The sequence below is a fragment of the Lysinibacillus sp. COL-1 genome, from assembly GCF_059814265.1.
The window spans coordinates 926,129-945,451 of sequence record NZ_JCAWSJ010000004.1; the positions used below are offsets into that span (position 1 = coordinate 926,129).

General features: G+C 37.3%; 18 protein-coding genes. All 18 read left to right on the plus strand.

Translation table 11 applies throughout. The annotated features are described in order from the left end of the window. Positions 1–83 precede the first annotated feature (83 nt). The 18 genes from yfmF to AC6BKE_RS12780 all read left to right on the plus strand — a co-directional run bounded on the left by yfmF (position 84) and on the right by AC6BKE_RS12780 (position 19,242). The gene (yfmF, locus tag AC6BKE_RS12695; RefSeq protein WP_058843927.1) at positions 84–1,355 is read left to right on the plus strand and encodes an EF-P 5-aminopentanol modification-associated protein YfmF; all 1,272 of its coding nucleotides are present in this window, start codon (positions 84–86) and stop codon (positions 1,353–1,355) included. Further along, the gene (yfmH, locus tag AC6BKE_RS12700; RefSeq protein WP_058843926.1) at positions 1,352–2,653 is read left to right on the plus strand and encodes an EF-P 5-aminopentanol modification-associated protein YfmH; all 1,302 of its coding nucleotides are present in this window, start codon (positions 1,352–1,354) and stop codon (positions 2,651–2,653) included. The genes yfmF and yfmH overlap by 4 nt, the downstream gene beginning before the upstream one ends. Next, positions 2,650–3,378 (plus strand): elongation factor P 5-aminopentanone reductase, encoded by a 729-nt coding sequence (gene ymfI / locus AC6BKE_RS12705; protein WP_036121304.1) that lies wholly within the window; start codon positions 2,650–2,652, stop codon positions 3,376–3,378. Before yfmH ends, ymfI begins: the two co-directional genes overlap by 4 nt. A 43-nt stretch (positions 3,379–3,421) precedes the next feature. After that, positions 3,422–3,679 (plus strand): DUF3243 domain-containing protein, encoded by a 258-nt coding sequence (locus AC6BKE_RS12710; RefSeq protein WP_004224939.1) that lies wholly within the window; start codon positions 3,422–3,424, stop codon positions 3,677–3,679. A gap of 218 nt (positions 3,680–3,897) precedes the next feature. Continuing rightward, on the plus strand, positions 3,898–4,683 hold the full coding sequence (locus AC6BKE_RS12715; protein ID WP_008178931.1) for a DUF3388 domain-containing protein: 786 nt from the start codon (positions 3,898–3,900) through the stop codon (positions 4,681–4,683). A 16-nt stretch (positions 4,684–4,699) separates the two neighbouring features. Beyond that, positions 4,700–5,629, plus strand: a complete 930-nt coding sequence (locus AC6BKE_RS12720; protein WP_170829781.1) for a helix-turn-helix domain-containing protein — start codon at positions 4,700–4,702, stop codon at positions 5,627–5,629. 47 nt (positions 5,630–5,676) lie between these two features. Beyond that, positions 5,677–6,255: a CDP-diacylglycerol--glycerol-3-phosphate 3-phosphatidyltransferase gene (pgsA, locus tag AC6BKE_RS12725; RefSeq protein ID WP_330493462.1), complete on the plus strand. Its 579-nt coding sequence runs from the start codon at positions 5,677–5,679 to the stop codon at positions 6,253–6,255. 17 nt (positions 6,256–6,272) lie between these two features. After that, positions 6,273–7,532, plus strand: a complete 1,260-nt coding sequence (locus AC6BKE_RS12730; RefSeq protein WP_499856882.1) for a competence/damage-inducible protein A — start codon at positions 6,273–6,275, stop codon at positions 7,530–7,532. A 158-nt stretch (positions 7,533–7,690) separates the two neighbouring features. After that, the gene (recA, locus tag AC6BKE_RS12735) at positions 7,691–8,755 is read left to right on the plus strand and encodes a recombinase RecA (protein ID WP_036121272.1); all 1,065 of its coding nucleotides are present in this window, start codon (positions 7,691–7,693) and stop codon (positions 8,753–8,755) included. 560 nt (positions 8,756–9,315) lie between these two features. Then, positions 9,316–10,875, plus strand: coding sequence for a ribonuclease Y (gene rny / locus AC6BKE_RS12740; protein ID WP_036121270.1), 1,560 nt, complete (start codon positions 9,316–9,318; stop codon positions 10,873–10,875). A gap of 131 nt (positions 10,876–11,006) precedes the next feature. Next, positions 11,007–11,789: a tyrosine-protein phosphatase gene (locus AC6BKE_RS12745; protein ID WP_499856883.1), complete on the plus strand. Its 783-nt coding sequence runs from the start codon at positions 11,007–11,009 to the stop codon at positions 11,787–11,789. Between the two features lie 20 nt (positions 11,790–11,809). After that, positions 11,810–12,967, plus strand: coding sequence for an O-antigen ligase family protein (locus AC6BKE_RS12750; protein WP_101966486.1), 1,158 nt, complete (start codon positions 11,810–11,812; stop codon positions 12,965–12,967). A gap of 68 nt (positions 12,968–13,035) precedes the next feature. After that, the gene (locus AC6BKE_RS12755; RefSeq protein WP_499856884.1) at positions 13,036–13,752 is read left to right on the plus strand and encodes a YveK family protein; all 717 of its coding nucleotides are present in this window, start codon (positions 13,036–13,038) and stop codon (positions 13,750–13,752) included. Continuing rightward, on the plus strand, positions 13,752–14,450 hold the full coding sequence (locus AC6BKE_RS12760) for a CpsD/CapB family tyrosine-protein kinase (protein ID WP_036121265.1): 699 nt from the start codon (positions 13,752–13,754) through the stop codon (positions 14,448–14,450). The genes AC6BKE_RS12755 and AC6BKE_RS12760 overlap by 1 nt, the downstream gene beginning before the upstream one ends. 15 nt (positions 14,451–14,465) lie before the next feature. Next, entirely contained in the window at positions 14,466–15,545 is a 1,080-nt protein-coding gene (locus AC6BKE_RS12765; protein ID WP_230593792.1) for a glycosyltransferase, read from the plus strand. Next, positions 15,502–16,701: a glycosyltransferase gene (locus tag AC6BKE_RS12770; RefSeq protein WP_342535388.1), complete on the plus strand. Its 1,200-nt coding sequence runs from the start codon at positions 15,502–15,504 to the stop codon at positions 16,699–16,701. Before AC6BKE_RS12765 ends, AC6BKE_RS12770 begins: the two co-directional genes overlap by 44 nt. A 19-nt stretch (positions 16,702–16,720) precedes the next feature. Then, positions 16,721–18,250: an oligosaccharide flippase family protein gene (locus AC6BKE_RS12775; protein WP_499856885.1), complete on the plus strand. Its 1,530-nt coding sequence runs from the start codon at positions 16,721–16,723 to the stop codon at positions 18,248–18,250. After that, entirely contained in the window at positions 18,232–19,242 is a 1,011-nt protein-coding gene (locus AC6BKE_RS12780) for a glycosyltransferase family 2 protein (protein ID WP_231745012.1), read from the plus strand. The genes AC6BKE_RS12775 and AC6BKE_RS12780 overlap by 19 nt, the downstream gene beginning before the upstream one ends. Positions 19,243–19,323 lie beyond the last annotated feature (81 nt).

Genomic DNA, 19,323 nt, shown 5'->3' on the forward strand with positions numbered 1-19,323 from the left:
GGATTCTTTTTGCAATTATAGACAATAGACATGTATAGTATGTGTAGTACATCGTTATATTAAGAAGGATAGGAGGGTTTCATATGTTTAAAACAATACCTTTTGCAAAAGGTGTCAATTTGCATATCCGACAAACAACCCAATTTAAAACCGTAAATTTTTCGATTAAATGGAGAAGAGCATTAACTGCTAAAAGTGCATCGGAACGTACAGTGTTAACCAATGTACTACAGCATAGTAATGCTAAATATAAAACAACTGCTGCTTTCCGTAGCTTTTTAGATGATTTATATGGTACTGTTTTATATTTTGATACATCAAAACGAGGTAATGAACATACGGTGCTAATGAATGTGGAGACTGTGAATGATCATTATCTAGCAAATACAAGTGTCTTAAACGACGTACTTGGTTTATTGCACACAGCTATTTTTGAGCCTAATTTAGAAAACGGTGTCTTTAAGGAATCGATTGTAGAACGGGAGAAGAAAACAGTCATTCAACGGATTGAATCTATTTTTGATGATAAATCTCGTTTTGCTCAGTTCCGTTTACAACAAATCTTGAGACCAAACGAGCCTGCATCGATTTCGGCTAATGGTAGCGTAGAAGAAATTCAAAAAATTACGCCTGCTTCTTTATTTGAGGCATACCAATCCATGCTCGCTAACGATAAAATAGATATTTATGTTGCTGGAGACATTAATGAAGAGGAACTTGTAGCGAAATTAAAAAAAGCGCTACCATTTAATGATCGCACACCAGAGGAAGTGCCAGCAGTATTACCACAACAGCATCCTGACAATGATTACGTAAGAGAACAGCATGAAATGAAACAAGGTAAGCTTCATATTGGCTTTAGCACGCCTATTCGATTTGGAGATGCTGATTTTGCTAAAATGCAGATTTTTAATGGCATTTTTGGAGGCTATCCTCATGCTAAATTATTTATGAATGTGCGTGAGAAAGAGAGTCTTGCTTATTACGCATCAAGCTCCTATGCATCGCATTACGGTCTTCTGTTTGTTGTTTCTGGGATTGAAGCTAAAAATGAAGAAAAAGCATTGTCTTTAATTAAAGAACAACTTGCTGTCATGCAGGCTGGAGACATTACAGATTTAGAGCTGGAGCAAACAAAGGCTATGCTGACAAATCAGCTAAAAGAGTCCTTGGATTCTGCGCGTGGACAAATTGAAATTTTTGACCAATATAAAGATTTACCTGAGGAATTCTCTGTTGAAGCCTGGGCAAATAAGTGGAAAGCTGTAACAAAGGAAGACGTTGTTGCAATGGCTAAGCAAGTGCAGCTTGAAGCGGTCTATTTCTTATGTGGAAAGGAGCAAGCCGCACAATGAAAACAATTGAATTTAAACAACTAGATGAAACACTTTACTATGAAAAACTAGACAATGGCTTAGATGTATATATTTTACCAAAAAAGGGCTTTTCCAAAACATTTGTAACATTTACAACAAAGTACGGCTCTGTTGATCGTACGTTTGTACCAATCGGTGAAACGGAAAGTATTACAGTGCCAGATGGTATTGCACACTTTTTAGAGCATAAAATGTTCGAAAAAGAAGATGGTGATGTTTTTCAAAAATTTAGCGAATATGGTGCTTCGGCGAATGCCTTTACGTCGTTCACACGCACAGCTTATTTATTTTCATCTACTGACAATATATATAAGAGCACAGAAACTTTATTGAATTTTGTGCAAGAGCCATACTTTACAGAAGCTACTGTCAACAAAGAAAAAGGAATTATTGGGCAAGAAATTACGATGTATGATGATCAACCAGACTGGCGTCTATATTTTGGTACGATTGAAAATATGTATCATCAACATCCTGTAAAAATTGATATAGCAGGAACGATTGAATCGATTGACGGCATTACAGCAGAGCATTTATATACGTGCTACAATACGTTTTATCATCCTTCAAATATGTTATTATTTGTCATTGGCGCTGTAGAGCCAGAGGAAATGATGACTTTTATTCGTGACAATCAAGGTAAAAAAGAGTTCCCAGAGCCAACACCAATTCAACGTTTCTTTGATACAGAACCAACAGACGTAGCGATTAAAGAACGTACATTAAATATGGATGTACAAAAGCCGAAAATTTATGTTGGTTTGAAAGCAAAGGATACGAATTTATCAGGACAGGATATGTTAAAGCATGAGCTGTCTGTTCAAATCGCGCTTGAACTTATTTTTGGCCGTACATCTAATTTTTATGAACGTGTCTATGAAGAAGGTTTAATCGATGAGACATATGCATTTGATTTTACGTTAGAAAATGGCTTTGGTTTTGCCATGATTGGTTCGGATTCAGCAGAGCCTGATAAATTGGCCCAAGCGATAAAAGAAGAATTAGTGAAATATGAGGGGAATAGCCAATTGGATAGTGCTGGTTTGGAACGTATAAAACGTAAAAAAATTGGCTTCTTCCTACGAGCATTAAATTCGATTGAGTTCATCGCAAACCAATTTACACGTTATTCCTTTAATGATATGAATTTGTTTGATGTGGTACCAGTTCTTGAAACATTAACAATAGAGGATTTACACAAAGCCTTTACTTCTATTCAAGGAGAATCCCAACAAACAGTCTTTAAAATTTTGCCAAGCAAGCAGGGAGCACAGTGAAAAAATTTGCCCTTGTTTTAGGCGCATCAGGTGAGATTGGTCGTGCCATTTGTCAAAGTCTTGCAGAAGATGGATGGTCCATCTATGTGCATTATTCGAATAATAAAAATGCGGCACATAAATTATGTGATTCGCTTTCTAAAACCTTCCCTGCACAAGAGTTTATGCTTGTGCAGGGGGATTTTTCTATTTTAACAGGAGCGGAAATGGTAGCCGCGCAAATTTTTAATGTGCAGGCCATTGTCTTTGCAAATGGGCAGGCACATTATTCGCTGCTCGAAGATACAACAGTGGAGGATATGGATGCTTTATGGCGTGTCCACGTTCAAAATCCAATGCGACTGACAGCTTTACTATCTGAGAAACTGCGTAAGCATGAGGTGAGCTATGTATTATTCATTGGCTCCATTTGGGGAGAGGCTGGCTCAGCGGGTGAGGCACTTTATGCAACCGTTAAGGGAGCACAACATGCTTTTGTCAAATCCTATGCAAAAGAAGCGGCACTATCCCGTATTCGAGTAAATGCTGTTGCTCCAGGGTTTATAAATACGTCAATGAACAGCCATTTAAATCAAGAAGAACTTAATTATATTTTAGAAGATATTCCTTTAGGTACCATTGGTCAGACAAAGGATGTAGCTGAAATGGTACGTTTTTATTTGTCTGGTAAAGCAGATTATGTGACAGGACAAATCATACGATTAAATGGCGGTTGGTACATATAATATTCTTTTTTGCACATACTACATGTGTAAAGGAGGAGGAAATATGACCATTTTAGAAAACTGGCAAAAATGGACATCGTTTTTAGGACAAAACGTTATGCAAGCTGAATCGAGTGGTATGCCGAAGAAAATGATTCAAACGGCTGCTGTCCAAATTGGGGAATATTTAGCGACAAATGTCGATCCTAAAAACGAACAAGAGCGAGTGCTGTCGGATTTATGGGGCGTTGCCTCTGAAGATGAGAAGCATGCATTAGCGAATTGTGTCATTAAGCTTGTACAAAATAAGCATGTGCAGTAAATAAAAGAGGAGAGCCAATCTCCTCTTTTTTTCTATATAAAAAAGCTATTTATCTACGAAAAAGGGAACGTATGTAAGCCTAATCTACATGCATCAAAAAAAATTAGTAAATAACGCCGTAATTCCATGTATTCTAACTTTCCATTACATAAAAAATCAGCTATGATGGAACTTATAAAGGATTTTTTACGTTAACTAATAGGAAGGGAACGAGTGTGTTGAGCGATTGGTACTTTGAATATGAAATTCAGGTGAATCGCCCTGGATTATTAGGAGATATTGCTTCACTTTTAGGGATGCTTCGTGTCAATATTATATCAATAAATGGTGTCGATGAGGACCGACGTGGTATGTTAGTGCATACAGACAATGATGAGGCGATTGAACGTTTTCGTACAATTGTTTCGACAATGGAACATATTAACGTAACCAAATTTCGACAACCAAAACTTCGTGACCGCCTAGCTATTCGGCATGGTCGTTATATTCCTCGAGATGCAGACGAAAAAAACACTTTCCACTTCGTAAGAGACGAACTTGGTATTTTAGTCGATTTTATGGCAGAGCTTTTTAAAAAAGAAGGACATAAGCTAATTGGTATTCGTGGTATGCCACGCGTTGGAAAAACTGAATCCATTGTAGCTGCAAGTGTTTGTGCCAATAAAAAATGGATTTTCTTATCGTCTACAATGATTAAACAAACTGTTCGTAATAAACTTGTGGGAGACGAATTTAGTCGTAACAATATTTTTATTTTAGATGGTATTGTGACTCGGCGTTCATCTGATGAGCGACATTTGCAATTAGTGCGTGAAATGATGAATATGCCTTGCATTAAAGTTGTTGAGCATCCAGATATGTTTGTGCAGCATTCAGAATATAAAATAGAGGATTTTGATTATATCATTGAATTACGTCATCACACGGATGAAGAAATTACTTATGAAATAATGGAAAAAAATCACATGTCCGAATCCGATTCATTTGGAGGATTTAATTTTTAATTTGATGTTAAAGTAGGTGTTATTAGTGGCAGAATTAGGTACTCGACTGAAAGAGGCGAGACTGTCTAAAGGCTACAGCTTAGACGATTTACAAGAAATAACGAAAATTCAAAAGCGTTATTTAGTAGGAATTGAAGAAGGCAATTATTCCATTATGCCTGGTTCGTTTTATGTACGAGCTTTTATTAAGCAGTATGCAGAAGCTGTTGGTTTGAACGCAGAGGAAATTTTAGAGACTTATAAAAAAGAACTACCGAGTACTCCAAATGACCAAGTAAGTCAATCGATGACGAATAGTCCAAGTAGAAGAAAAGTTACGAAAGGCCCTTCGAATAAAATGATGGAGGCTATGCCAAAAATCATTGTAGCTTTATTTATCGTTGTAATCATTGTGGCCATATGGATACTATGGCAATCTAAAAATAGTTCAGGGACAAGCGAAGTAGAAAATACTACTCCTGAAATGGAATATGATACTAATATTCAACCAATTGATAGTGAAAAGGATAAAAAAGACAAAGAAAATAAAGATGCACAGAAAAAAGATAAAGAAGATACAAACTCTACAGAGGAAACACCAACTGATGAAGATCAAACTGATCAAACAGAAGAGATGAAGCAAACAATTTCCGCGGGGACGGTTGAGGCGGATGGGGCGACGACTTCTTATACCTTAACAGGTACAGATACAATGAAAATTAAAATCGAAGTATCAGGTCCTACATTTGTGGGTATTCGCAACCAACAGCAACAAGAATTATTAACGGACACACGTGTCTATAATGCTGGAGAAGTAGTTGAGTTTGATGCTACAACACAAAACTATGTACGTGTCCGTCTTGGTAATTCAACGCAGGCTAAAATCTATATTAATGACGAACTTCTACCGTATGCACAGCAGATTGTAACGCAAAATATCGTCATCAATTTCAATAAAGAACAGTAGTCATCAGGTGATGGCTACTTTCTTTCATCATGAAAGGTGTTAGAAAAATGAACATTCCAAATAAAATTACCATCTCTCGAATTTTGCTTATTCCATTTTTTGTCATTGTGATGATGTTTGATTTCCACTGGGGAACTTTGACACTATTTGGCGCTGAGATGCCGATCCACCATTTTATAGGTGCACTTATTTTTATCTTTGCTTCAACAACAGATTGGGTGGATGGTTATTATGCACGTAAGTATAATCTTGTGACAACATTTGGGAAATTTTTAGATCCCTTAGCTGATAAATTACTGGTTTCAGCAGCCTTCATTTTAATGGTAGAACTTGATATGGCACCTGCCTGGGTAATCATCATTATTATTAGCCGTGAATTTGCCGTAACTGGCTTACGTTTGATTTTGGCAGGTGAGGGAGAAGTTGTTGCTGCTAATCAGCTCGGTAAAATCAAAACTTGGGCACAAATTGTAGCGATTGCAGCTGCTCTTTTACACAATACAATCTTTACACTGTTTGGTATTCCATTTGATACGATCATGCTCTATATTGCATTGTTCTTTACGCTTTGGTCTGGGTGGGATTATTTCTATCTAAATCGACGTGTTTTACTTGAGTCTAAATAAGAAAGGTCTTGTGAATCATGAATGCTGAAATTCTTGCGGTTGGCTCAGAACTATTATTAGGTCAAATTACGAATACAAATGCGAGATTTATCTCAAGTCAATTATCCGAGCTTGGTATCAACGTTTTTTATCATACTGTAGTAGGCGATAATACGAAACGTTTAGAACAGGCTATTGAAGTGGCGGAGACTCGTGCCGATTTAATTATTTTTTCGGGAGGACTTGGACCTACGAAAGATGATTTAACGAAGGAAACGATTGCTCGTCATCTTGGTGTTTCGCTTGAGTCTGATGATGTAGCATTAACGTATATTGAGCAATTTTTTGCCAAACGAGGACGTCCAATGACGGAGAATAATCGGAAACAGGCATTAATTTTAGCTGGCAGTGAAGTGCTAGCCAACCACCATGGAATGGCGCCAGGTATGATTTTCACAAAAAATGACCGCACCTATATTTTACTTCCAGGACCACCAAAAGAGCTGGAACCTATGTTTCAATTTGAAGCGAAACCAAAGCTTGCTGCGATGCTTAATGATGGAGGGATCATTGCATCACATGTGATGCGTTTCTATGGGATTGGTGAAGCAGAGCTTGAAGTACGAGTTCAAGATATTCTAGATGCCCAAACAAATCCTACAGTTGCCCCACTTGCCTCTGATGGAGAAGTAACATTACGTGTTACAACTAAAGCGGCTACAGAGCAGGAAGCTCAACAGCTTATAGCTACAAAGGTTGCTGAGATACAGGCACTTGTGGGAGATTATCAATATGGTGTAGATGACGACTCTCTTGCCTCTAAAACGGTAGAAATGCTACTTGATAATCAGTTAACCATTGCTGCCGCAGAAAGTTTAACAGCTGGGTTATTTCAATCTGAGCTTGCGGAAATTCCTGGGGTAGGCAATGCACTGATTGGTGGCGTTGTTACCTATGCTGCTGATGCAAAGATAAAACAGCTTGGCATTTCAAAAGAATTAATTGATACACATGGTGTCGTTAGCAGTGAGTGTGCGGCGGCAATGGCAAGTGCTGTTCGCGAAAAGTTTGCTACTAATATTGGAATTGGTCTTACAGGAGAGGCTGGTCCGACAGCGCATGATCACCAGCCAGTAGGTACGGTTTGGATTGGTATTGCTATCAATGATGAGGAGCCACTTACTTATTTACTGCATTTATCAGGCATGCGAAATACAAATCGACTACGTGCGGTGAAATTTACATGTCATTATTTAATGCAGTTTTTAGAAGAACGCGGTTATACAAAACGATATTAAATAGAGTGAAATAGAAATTTGGGTAGAGGAAAACTATCCAAATTTTTATTTTGAAGAAAAATCGAATAAATGTTCGCTTTTTTCTTGCGCGTTTTCTTAAAAACAAGTATAGTAGAGATAGATAAAAACAGTGAACAGTTTTCGAAGGAGGAAAATGAATGAGTGATCGTAAAGCAGCCTTAGAACAGGCTCTAAAACAAATTGAAAAGAATTTTGGTAAAGGTTCCATCATGAAACTTGGTGAAAGAACCGATTTAGAAATTGCGACATCTTCAAGTGGTTCGCTAGCACTTGATGCAGCATTAGGCGTAGGTGGTTATCCACGTGGACGTATTATCGAAGTATATGGTCCTGAATCATCTGGTAAAACAACAGTTGCTCTACATGCTATTGCAGAAGTGCAGGCAACAGGTGGACAAGCAGCATTTATCGATGCAGAGCATGCATTAGACCCAATCTATGCACAAAAATTAGGTGTTAATATTGATGAGCTATTATTATCACAGCCAGATACAGGGGAGCAAGCACTTGAAATTGCAGAAGCATTAGTGCGTAGTGGTGCTATTGATATTATTGTTATTGACTCTGTCGCTGCCTTAGTGCCAAAAGCAGAAATTGAAGGCGATATGGGTGACTCTCATGTCGGCTTACAAGCACGTTTGATGTCCCAAGCATTACGTAAGCTTTCAGGTTCGATTAATAAATCAAAAACGATTGCTATTTTCATTAACCAAATTCGTGAAAAAATTGGTGTCATGTTCGGAAACCCAGAAACAACACCAGGTGGACGTGCGCTGAAATTCTATAGCTCTGTCCGTTTAGAAGTGCGTCGTGCAGAAGCAATTAAACAAGGTAATGATATTGTTGGTAACCGTACAAAAATTAAAATTGTTAAAAATAAAGTAGCGCCACCTTTCCGTACAGCTGAGGTAGATATTATGTATGGAGAAGGAATTTCTAAAGAAGGCGAAACAGTTGATTTAGGTGTAGAATTAGATATTGTGCAAAAAAGTGGTTCTTGGTATGCATATGGTGACGAACGTCTAGGTCAAGGTCGAGAAAATGCTAAACAGTATTTAAAAGAAAATGTCGCTGTTTTAGAAGAAATCGCTAATAAAATTCGAGCTTCTTATGGTATCGCGGCTTCTTCTTATACAATTGCAGCACATGATGAAGAAGAGATGGATGACGAATTAATGTTGCTTCTTGAAGAAGAAAAATAAACGATTGCATTGTTCCCGCTTTATTTAAGGGGACAATGCATTTTTTTGTCTATAATCTTCAATTTTTACACATAATAAGAGAGAGGCTCTAAGCCTTAGACGTGTTATTTCTAATGTACTGTTTTTATGGTAATTGTTTTGAAGGTGAATTTTTTTCTAGTGTAAAAGTAATAGGGAAAAAATTCACTGAATGGATAGGACTTACTTTTTTTTATCCGATGGGGCGAGCAGACGCCTGACTAACCTTGACAGAGTTTGAGGCTAGCTATACAATTAAATATGTATAATTTCTGAATTATGACTTTAAATAGGCAGTACATTTTGTCTTCATTTAGCAAATGTTTATAGTGAAATGGACATTACACTTTTTAAGATTTCCTTGTTATGGGTGGTTGTTGTTCCTTTTCAATAGATGTCTAAACACCTACTGAATGAAGCGAAAGCTTTGGCTAATAAAACGGATTTTGCACAAGTAAAATCTAGCACATTTTTGCCAAAGTGACATAGATGTATGCGCCGACTGAAACTGTAATACCCAAATAGCAAGAGGAGGTGTTCATATGGATGGAATTACTATCATCTCCGCTTTGCTTGGACTCATCGTTGGTGCCGCTGTTAGCTATATCTACATGAAAAAAGTGAATGACTCAAAAATCACTGGTGCTAAACATGTCGCTGAAACAATCGTTGAAGAAGGAAAACGAGAAGCGGAGGCAATGAAGAAAGAAGCACTACTTGAAGCCAAAGATGAAACTCACAAATTTCGTACTGAAGCCGAAAATGACATTCGTGAACGTCGTTTAGAACTTCAAAAACAAGAGAACCGTTTATTGCAAAGAGAAGAGAATCTTGATCGCAAGGATGATGCTCTAAATAAGAGAGAAGCAAGCTTAGAGCGTAAAGAACAAGCTCTAGCTGAAAGACAACAGCATATTGAACAGATGGAGAGCAAAGTGGATGAGCTCGTTGCATCACAGAAAACAGAGTTAGAACGTATTTCTGCTTTAACTAGAGAAGAAGCTAAATCAATTATCCTCAATGAAGTAGAAAAAGAACTGACAACTGATATAGCTGTGATGACGAAGGAAGCTGAAACACGTGCAAAAGAAGACTCAGATAAAAAAGCACGTGAAATTTTATCATTAGCACTACAACGCTTTGCTGCAGATCACGTAGCAGAAACAACTGTCTCTGTTGTGAACTTGCCGAATGATGAAATGAAAGGTCGTATTATTGGTCGAGAAGGCCGTAATATCCGTACTTTGGAAACGTTAACAGGCATTGATTTAATTATTGATGATACGCCAGAAGCCGTTATTTTATCAGGCTTTGACCCAATTCGCCGTGAAACGGCTCGACTTGCACTTGAAAAACTTGTACAAGATGGTCGCATTCACCCAGCTCGCATTGAGGAAATGGTGGAAAAAGCTCGTCGTGAAGTGGATGAACAAATTCGCGAAACAGGTGAGCAAACTACATTTGAAATTGGTATTCATAACTTACATCCGGATTTAATGAAAATTTTAGGCCGCATGAAATATCGTACAAGCTATGGACAAAACGTCCTAAAACATTCAATTGAAGTCGCACATTTAGCAGGATTACTTGCTGCTGAACTTGGTGAAGATGTAGCATTAGCTCGTCGCGCAGGTTTATTACATGATATTGGGAAAGCAATTGACCATGAAGTTGAAGGTAGCCACGTTGAAATCGGTGTGGAATTAGCAACGAAATATAAGGAACATCCAGTCGTTATTAACAGTATTGCTTCGCATCATGGTGATACAGAAGCAACATCTGTCATTGCGGTATTAGTCGCAGCAGCTGATGCATTATCAGCAGCTCGTCCAGGAGCACGTAGTGAAACACTTGAAAACTATATCCGCAGACTTGAAAAGTTAGAGGAAATTTCAGAAAGCTATGATGGCGTAGAAAAATCTTATGCAATTCAAGCTGGACGCGAAATTCGAATTATTGTACAACCTGAAAAAATTGATGATTTAGCCTCCCATCGTCTTGCGCGAGATATCCGCAAACGTATTGAGGAAGAATTAGACTATCCAGGTCATATTAAAGTAACAGTCATTCGCGAAACACGTGCTGTGGAGTACGCGAAATAATATTGAAAGTTAGAGGTTTCTTTAGATTCATATCTAGAGAGCCTCTTTTTTACTTTCAGTAGAGTCATGTTTAAGGAGCCCTTATCATAAAAAAGAACAAGGCTATATTTTGATTAACGATGAAAGATGTGATGATCCTGATTGATCTCCATGCACATGTATTATACGGTGTAGATGATGGACCCCAAAATGAAAGAGATTCCTTGAATATGTTAAGGCAAGCTGCTAAAGAAGGAATTACAGAAATCATTTGTACATCCCATGCCATGCACCCACAATATCATGTCCCATATAAAAAAGTCGAAGAGCGAGTCAAGAGTTTACAACAATTGTTACAGCATGAGCAAATACCAATTACACTCCATACTGGCCACGAAATACGCTTACATGATGAGCTTCCTACACTACTTCAGCAACAACAGCTCCATACATTAGCAAAGTCCAACTATATTTTATTGGAACTTCCTTCTAGCACTATCCCCGCCTATACGGTAGAGATGATAAGACAATTAAAAATAGCGGGTTATAAACCCATTTTGGCCCATCCTGAACGAAATATGGCTATTAGAGAAAATCCAAAAAAGCTGAATGCCCTCATTCAACAAGGGGTGTTTACACAATTGACGGCGGGTAGTTTAACCGGATTGTATGGTAAGGAAGTACAGCGATTATCACTTGCTTTAGTGAGGGCCAATTACATTCATATGATAGGCTCTGATGCCCACGATCTACGCACAAGATGCTTTTATTATCAAGCAGCACTGCAATATCTGGAGAGAAAGAAAGAGGGAGATTCGATCAATCGCCTCTTAACGAATAATGCAAGCATTTTAGCAAATAAGCCAATTTTGCCACTCGAATTGGATGATATGGCTTTAAGGAAACGATGGTATTTCTTTCATATGTCTTTGTAGGATTTGAGCGTGACAATCACATGAAAATATTCTACACATTAATGTTTAGCACACTTATTTTTATGAGTCTCATGCAGCCAGTCGCTGGTATTTATCATAAATTATCTTTAGTAATCGGCTTGTTCATCATAGTGATATCTGTACTCCTGCATAAAAAAATACATATTCACAATGTACAAGCCTGTGTTTTCTTTAGTCTGTATACATTTTTTTGTGTCATAGCAGCAGGTATGAATCAGGACATGATTTTATTGAAAAACAGTTTACAATTGATGTGCCTGTTTATAGCTGTTTCTATTTTTTTTAATGATCTTGTGAAAGCACAAGTATTAGAAATCGTGTTAAATAGTGTGCTAATCGCCTATATCCCATTTTTAATGCTATGTTTTCAGCAAGCACATTATATGTTTGAAGCTTTTGCTGGTGTATTTGAAAATCCAAATACAATGGGGTTTTCTATGATTGGTTTAGTGATAGTAGTATTAATGAAACTGTATAACGTGACAATACAGATGTTACATGGGCAACAAAAGGTAAAATACATGCTGTCTTTTATACTTTATACGGTCGTCTATTTAATTAGTTTGTATGTTATTTTGCTATCAAATGCGCGTACATCATTATTAACCGTTGCTCTTGCCACAGTTGTTGTCATGGTTTGGATTGTTAAAAGCATGAACAAAACCTTCCTGCCCTTCATAAAGTTGGTCACATTGTTTACATGTTTAGGTGTAGTTGTAGTAATGGTGATGATGAAAATGGACATGATGCAAGAGGCGGTACAAAGTATTCTATTAAAAATGGAGAAAAAATCTACGAACATAACAGATGGTCGCCTTGAAATTTGGCAATATGTTTTTGAGCATTTTCATTTTTGGGGACACGGTGTTGAATCATTGTGGTCTATAGGTGTTTCCCATGCACATAATACATTGATTAATATTTTACAGGAGGCAGGCTTGCTGGCACTGGTTAGCTACTGTTTGTTTCTTTTTGCCATTGCCAAGGGTTATCGTCAGATGAATGAACAGCTTATCGTTTTTACAGCCTTGGTCGTGGTTGCCGTATTAGGGGTTTCTACATTTGAAATACTTTATTTTAATATGCTTCATCTCCTTGTATTTGTTGTAAGTGGAAGTATGAGGGATAGGGGCAAAAGCGCGACTTTGTCCGAATAACCAGTAGGCTTGTTTAATATACTTTATTAATATTGTGCACGATTTGCCTATTAGGAGGGGATCCATTTGTGAATGAAGAAATGACAATACAAAGTCTCATAAAAGTATTGCTAAAACGCTGGTTCTTCATCCTCATGCTCATGATTCTATCTATGGGCATCGCTATATTGATAAGTTATTATATTCAAACGCCGATATATGAAGCGGAAACGCAATTATTGGTCAATCAAAAAAGCTATGAAAATCAGCAACTAGTAGGTGCACAAAATGTTGATACGGATCTGCGACTCATTAATACGTACAATGTGATTATTAAAAGTCCTGTTATTTTAGCGAAGGTTATTGATGTACTGTCACTTGATACGACACCAAATGAATTAATGAAGCAAATTGAGGTTTCAAGCGCCAATAATTCTCAGGTGGTGAATATTCGCGTACAGGATAAAGATGAAGAGAATGCAGTGAAAATCGCCAATTCAATTGCCGAAGTGTTTAAAGAGGAAATTCCTGTCTTGATGCATGTAGACAATATTAATATTCTTTTTGTTGCCCAAAACAGTGAGCAGCCAGTACCAGTAAAGCCAAATAAAATGCTGAATCTTATTATAGCTGCTATTTGCGGCTTCGCTTTGGCTATTGTGCTAGCGTATTTTTTAGAAACGATTGATAGGACCATTAAAACAGAGCAAGATATCGAGGAGATTTTATCATTACCAGTGATTGGGGTCGTCAGTAATATCGAATTACAGACGAGAAAAAAACTGAGGGTCAGGGGGCCATCCTAATGTTTTTTAAGAGAAAAACAAAGAAAATACCAATGGCTCGAAAGCTGATCACCGTTTCCGATATGTCGTCGATTCCATCAGAGCAATATCGAACAATTCGCGCAAATATTAAGTTTTCACAGCCTAATCGAGATGTGAAGACGATTTTAGTAACCTCTTCCATTGCTGGCGAGGGAAAATCTACAAATGCGGCGAATATTGGTGTGGTATTTTCGCAAGAGGGTAAAAGCGTGCTGATTGTAGATGCTGATATGCGTAAACCTACTTTGCACCATACGTTCTATCTAGACAATATTTTAGGGCTTTCCTCAGTATTATCACGGCAATCTGCACTACAAGAGGTGATTCAAGAAACTTTCGTCGAAGGAGTAGATATCATTTCGAGTGGGCCAATTCCTCCCAATCCGACAGAGTTATTAGCTTCAGAAACAATGACCTCCCTTCTGGCTGAAGTGAAAAATATATACGATATCATTATTTTGGACGCACCACCGTTACTTTTTTTATCGGACGCACAAATTTTATCGAATAAATGTGATGGCACCCTTTTAATTGTCAATACAGGGGCGGTTGGGCAAGCAGACGTTATCAAATCGAAGTCAATCTTAACAGTTTCTAAGGCCAATATTTTAGGTGTTATCTTGAATAACTATAAGATCAAGGGCAATACGTACGAGCATTATTATGGCAAAGAATAAGGATGGAAAATAGCTTTGAAAAAAATTTTGCATATTATTCCAACAACAGATTTCGGCGGTATTACATCGATGGTTGTCGACATTTGGACGAATACGAATAAATCAATGTACCATTTTGATTTTCTATCGTTTAATAAAGGGCAATACCATGAGACATTAGTTCAACAGGGCTCCAAGATATTTTACGAAACATACATTACCCAGCAAGGACCACTTGCTTATATGAGGAAACTTTATCGAATCCTAAAGCAGCAACAATATGACGCAGTTCACGATCATACAGGCTATCGAGCAATCTTTACATTGCTGGCAGCTCGTTTAGCGGGTGTTCAATGCCGTGTTTTACACAGCCATACGAATGTTGCTGAGGAGTGGAACAATAAGATTATGTTAGCATTGTTGAAAAGACTAAGTGTTTACAATGCAACGAAATTGGTGGCATGTAGTCAAAAGGCGGGGGAATTTTGCTTTAGTAAAAGGCCTTTTGAAGTAATAGCAAACCCAATTGAACTTCAAAAAGTAAAATGTATATCATTTGAAGAGAGAAAAAAATGGAGAGAAGAACTAGGGATAAAAGATGATGAATTAGTGTTAGGGCATATTGGACGCTTTGTACCAGTGAAAAATCATTCTTTTTTAATTGAACTCTCCGTCTATTTAAAACAGCGGGGTATCCCTTTTCAACTATTTTTGATAGGGGATGGGCCTTTAGAGCAAGAAATTCACCAGCTCGTCCAACAAAAAAATGTAGAGGACTGTGTACGATTTTTAGGACAGCGTGCAGATATACTCACGCTCCTTCAACTCTTTGATAAATTTCTCCTGCCATCACACTTTGAGGGCTTTGGGATTGTCCTTTTAGAGGCACAAGTTTGCGGGACACCTGCTATTGTTTCTTCCTCTTTACCGAGAGAAGTAGATTTACATATTGGTTTAGTGCATTATCTAGATCTACATGGAGAGATTGATAGTTGGCTTCAGGCCATTGTAACTCAGAATGGTCAAGTGGATCACCAAATGATTCATGACCATATCAAAATGAAAGGACTTGATGCACAAGCGATTGCAAGCAAATTATGCACGCTCTACATATAACGAAACTACATCGAAGGATGAGACTATTCAAAAGAAGATTAAAATTACGCATATCATCACGACCATTGGCCTTGGTGGAGCAGAGGCCATGCTTTATCGTCTCTTAGAAAACATGGATCGGGATAGTTATGAGGTAGAAGTCATCTGTTTAACGGAGATGGGAACGTATGGTGAGTTAATAAAAAAGCAATTAAATATTAAGGTAACGATATGCGATCTGCGTAGCAATCGTGTCAACGCATTTATGAATTGCTATCGTTTATGTCAAGAAAGCGACATTATTCAAACATGGATGTATCATGCTAATTTACTAGGATATATCCTAGCGATATTGCTAAAAAAGAAATTAATTTGGGGAATTCACCATAGTAATCTCAATAAACAAGATAATAAACGCCGGACAATTTTTATTGCCAAGCTTTGTGCAAAATTGTCAAAACGTGTAGATGCTATTATTTCATGTGGACCAAAAGTAAAAGAAATCCATGAAGCGATTGGCTACAGTGGTAAGCAGCATCGTGTCATTGTTAATGGCATCAACACAGATCAATATCAGCCAAGCACGAAGAGGCAATATTTTGTAGAACAATTTGACATCATCAATCAACCCATTTTATTGCATGTTGGCAGATGGGACCCATTAAAGGATTATGAAAATTTGATGGCTAGTGTAAAAAAGCTAAGGCAGCAACGGCAAGATTTTTATTTGTTTTTAGTAGGCTTTGAAATTGATGATGCCAATAGGGATTTACTACAACTGATTGAGTCGGCCCAGTTAGAGGAAGTGACGTTCTTATTAGGCAGTAGAGAGGATATTCCACAATTAATGGCAGCAGCTGATGTATTCGTTTTATCCTCAGTAGGAGAGGGGCTACCGAATGTGCTAGTGGAGGCATTGGCAAGCGGCACATGCTGTGTCACAACGAATGTTGGAGATTGTGCTTATTTGGTCGGGAATAGTGGTGAGGTTGTAGCTGCCAAGGATGCAGAGGCTTTAGCAAGTGGAATTAATACGGCTTTAAATTACAGTTCACGGCAATATGCACAAAAAGCGAACCTTGGTCGTGAACATGTGTTAGCAAATTTTCAAATTCAACAGGTTGTTGCGCAATATCAATCATTATATCCAGCAATTCTAAAGGAAAGTCCATCCTAACTAATAGAAAGGTGTGCTCATGAAAGAAATAAAGATTGGAGCCATTCTTTCTTATATAACAATCGGCTGTACAATGCTCTCTTCACTCATTTTCACACCTATTATGATATCACTCCTTGGTCAGAAAGAATTTGGTCTATATTCCTTAATGATTGTACTTGTAGGTTATCTCTCCATTTTAGATTTGGGGTTAGGTAATGCTATTGTACGCTATATTGCTAGAAATCGAGCAGCAGCAGATCCAACATTAGAAGCAGCATTAAATGGATTTTTTCTGAAATTATTTGTTGGTATCGGCTGTCTTACTTTATTAATAGGATTTTTCTTATTTTCTCATGTGGATATTATTTTTGGGCAAAGCTTATCTGGGGAACAATTAGAAAAGGCCAGGTTAATGGGCTTTATAATGACGATTAGTTTAGCAATGCAATTTCCGCTAGGTGTCTTCACTTCCATCTTACAAGCATATGAAAAATTTATTTTTATTAAATTAACGACATTATTACAGGTGATTGTGCAGCCCCTGACAATGTTGTTTTTTCTTTTACAGGGAACAGATGCGGTGACATTGATCTATATTATTGCTATTTACAACATACTTTTTTTACTGTTAGATGCCATTTATTGCATGAAGGTGCTGTCCATCCAATTCACATTTAGTCTCCAAAATACAACTCTCATAAAGGAAATTTTCATCTATTCATTTTTTATTTTTATTACTGTGATAGTTGATAAAATTTATTGGCAAACAGATCAAGTGTTATTAGGCATATTTAAGGGGACCGAGGATGTTGCCATCTATGCAGTAGCGATTCAAATTGTGTTGATCTTTATGTCACTGGCTTTAGCGATTAGCGGATTGTTTTTACCTCGTATTTCTATGCTAGTGACAAAAGAAGATGGCTTAGTAGAAATAAATCAGCTATTCGTAAAAGTTGGCGCGATTCAATTTTTAGTTGTGGGCTATATATTAGGGGGCTTTTTTCTTTTTGGTCAAGAGTTTCTAGTATTATGGCTAGGTCAAGAGTTTATTGCCATTTATGCGATTGTCCTCATTATTATGGTGCCGTTTAGTATTGATCTCATACAAAATCTAGGTCTTAATGTGTTGAAGGCAAAAAATTTGTTTAAATTTAGAACCATTTTATTAATCATTGTTGCCGTTGTAAATATTTTTGTATCAATACCGGCTATTTACTTTTATGGCAAAATCGGTACCGCGATTGTTACAGCTTGTTCATTATTTATTGGAAATGTAGTGATTATGAATACGTATTACCACAAGAAAATTGGCTTGGATATCTTTAGGTTTTGGCGAACTATTGGCAGGCTAGTACTGGCCTTTGTTGTTGCTATTTGCTGTAGTGAACTTTTATGGGAACTAACAAAACCTTCAGTTACTTGGCTATCTATTAGCCTATCTATTTTTTACTACACGCTACTGGCAGGTATCAGTCTATTTTGTATTGCTTTGACGAAAAAACAAAAATCAAAGTGGCTAGAGCTTTTTCGTAAAGGAGGCGCAATATTTTGGCGTCCAAAATCTTAGTGAGCGTTATTGTACCTGTTTACAATGCTGAGCCCTATTTGGAGAAATGTTTAACAAGCATTTGTCAGCAAACATTAAAGGATATTGAGATAATTGTCATTAATGATGGCAGTGAAGATCAATCATTAACGATCTTACAAAAGTTTGCACAAATTGATGCACGTATGACCATTTTTACGAATGCCAATAGTGGTGTTAGTAAAGCAAGAAATGTTGGAATAGACCATGCCAACGGTCAATATGTTACCTTTGTTGATGCAGATGATTGGCTAGAGCTAACGATGCTTGAAGAATTGTATCAAGCATGTAAGCTGACAGGCTCTGCTATTGCAAAATGTGATTTATTTTGGCAAGCAGCGGAGGGCAGCAGGTCGTTATATTATCCATCCAACAGCTACTGTACTTACAGTGCCATTGATTGTTTACACAAATTATTTACTGAAATAGGGGAAACACATTTTGGTTTTGCCAGCTGTAAATTGTATAAAAAATCCTTTTTAGATTTCCATAGGCTACGGTTTGATGAAGCGATGAGCTTTGCAGAGGATACAGTGTTTCTGACAAGGGCTGTCATACAAAATCAGTCCATCTGTTATGTTCCAAGACAGCTTTATTATTATAATGTGACGAATGAAAGCTCCTTAACAAAAAAAGCCATGGTCCATTTACGACACAATTATGATGTATTGTATAAAAAGCTTTTGAAGGAATTACAGGATGGCGAGGTTTATGCGGAAGTGAAAAATAGCTTTCTGAATTACCAATTGGAGGGGCTATTGATTATTCTTCATCAAAGTGCTACTGCACAAGAGATGAAGTATGAGATTCAATCCTTTTTAAAGGCTTATCCAGACGTATTAAAGGTTAAGTTAATGAAACGAAAGATGAAACAAATTGTTTTTTTAAAGCTTATCAAAAACAATTGGCTTACACTATCTTCAACACTAATTTATTTAAATGTGAAAAAGCATCAAGTGATTTCGCGTTGTTAGATTGATCTTGATTTAGCCGATGTTTTTTGCAATGAAGACGCCAACTGAAATAGGGAGACACCAAAAGGAGCAATAACGGTG

What these genes read in the sequence shown, in the direction of transcription:
- yfmF (WP_058843927.1), top strand. Translation starts at nt 84, where the DNA reads ATGTTTAAAACAATACCTTTTGCAAAAGGTGTCAATTTGCATATCCGA.
- AC6BKE_RS12770 (WP_342535388.1), top strand. Translation starts at nt 15,502, where the DNA reads ATGCACAAGCGATTGCAAGCAAATTATGCACGCTCTACATATAACGAA.
- AC6BKE_RS12745 (WP_499856883.1), top strand. Translation starts at nt 11,007, where the DNA reads ATGATCCTGATTGATCTCCATGCACATGTATTATACGGTGTAGATGAT.
- AC6BKE_RS12775 (WP_499856885.1), top strand. Translation starts at nt 16,721, where the DNA reads ATGAAAGAAATAAAGATTGGAGCCATTCTTTCTTATATAACAATCGGC.
- AC6BKE_RS12730 (WP_499856882.1), top strand. Translation starts at nt 6,273, where the DNA reads ATGAATGCTGAAATTCTTGCGGTTGGCTCAGAACTATTATTAGGTCAA.
- AC6BKE_RS12710 (WP_004224939.1), top strand. Translation starts at nt 3,422, where the DNA reads ATGACCATTTTAGAAAACTGGCAAAAATGGACATCGTTTTTAGGACAA.
- yfmH (WP_058843926.1), top strand. Translation starts at nt 1,352, where the DNA reads ATGAAAACAATTGAATTTAAACAACTAGATGAAACACTTTACTATGAA.
- rny (WP_036121270.1), top strand. Translation starts at nt 9,316, where the DNA reads ATGGATGGAATTACTATCATCTCCGCTTTGCTTGGACTCATCGTTGGT.
- AC6BKE_RS12760 (WP_036121265.1), top strand. Translation starts at nt 13,752, where the DNA reads ATGTTTTTTAAGAGAAAAACAAAGAAAATACCAATGGCTCGAAAGCTG.
- AC6BKE_RS12750 (WP_101966486.1), top strand. Translation starts at nt 11,810, where the DNA reads ATGAAAATATTCTACACATTAATGTTTAGCACACTTATTTTTATGAGT.
- pgsA (WP_330493462.1), top strand. Translation starts at nt 5,677, where the DNA reads ATGAACATTCCAAATAAAATTACCATCTCTCGAATTTTGCTTATTCCA.
- recA (WP_036121272.1), top strand. Translation starts at nt 7,691, where the DNA reads ATGAGTGATCGTAAAGCAGCCTTAGAACAGGCTCTAAAACAAATTGAA.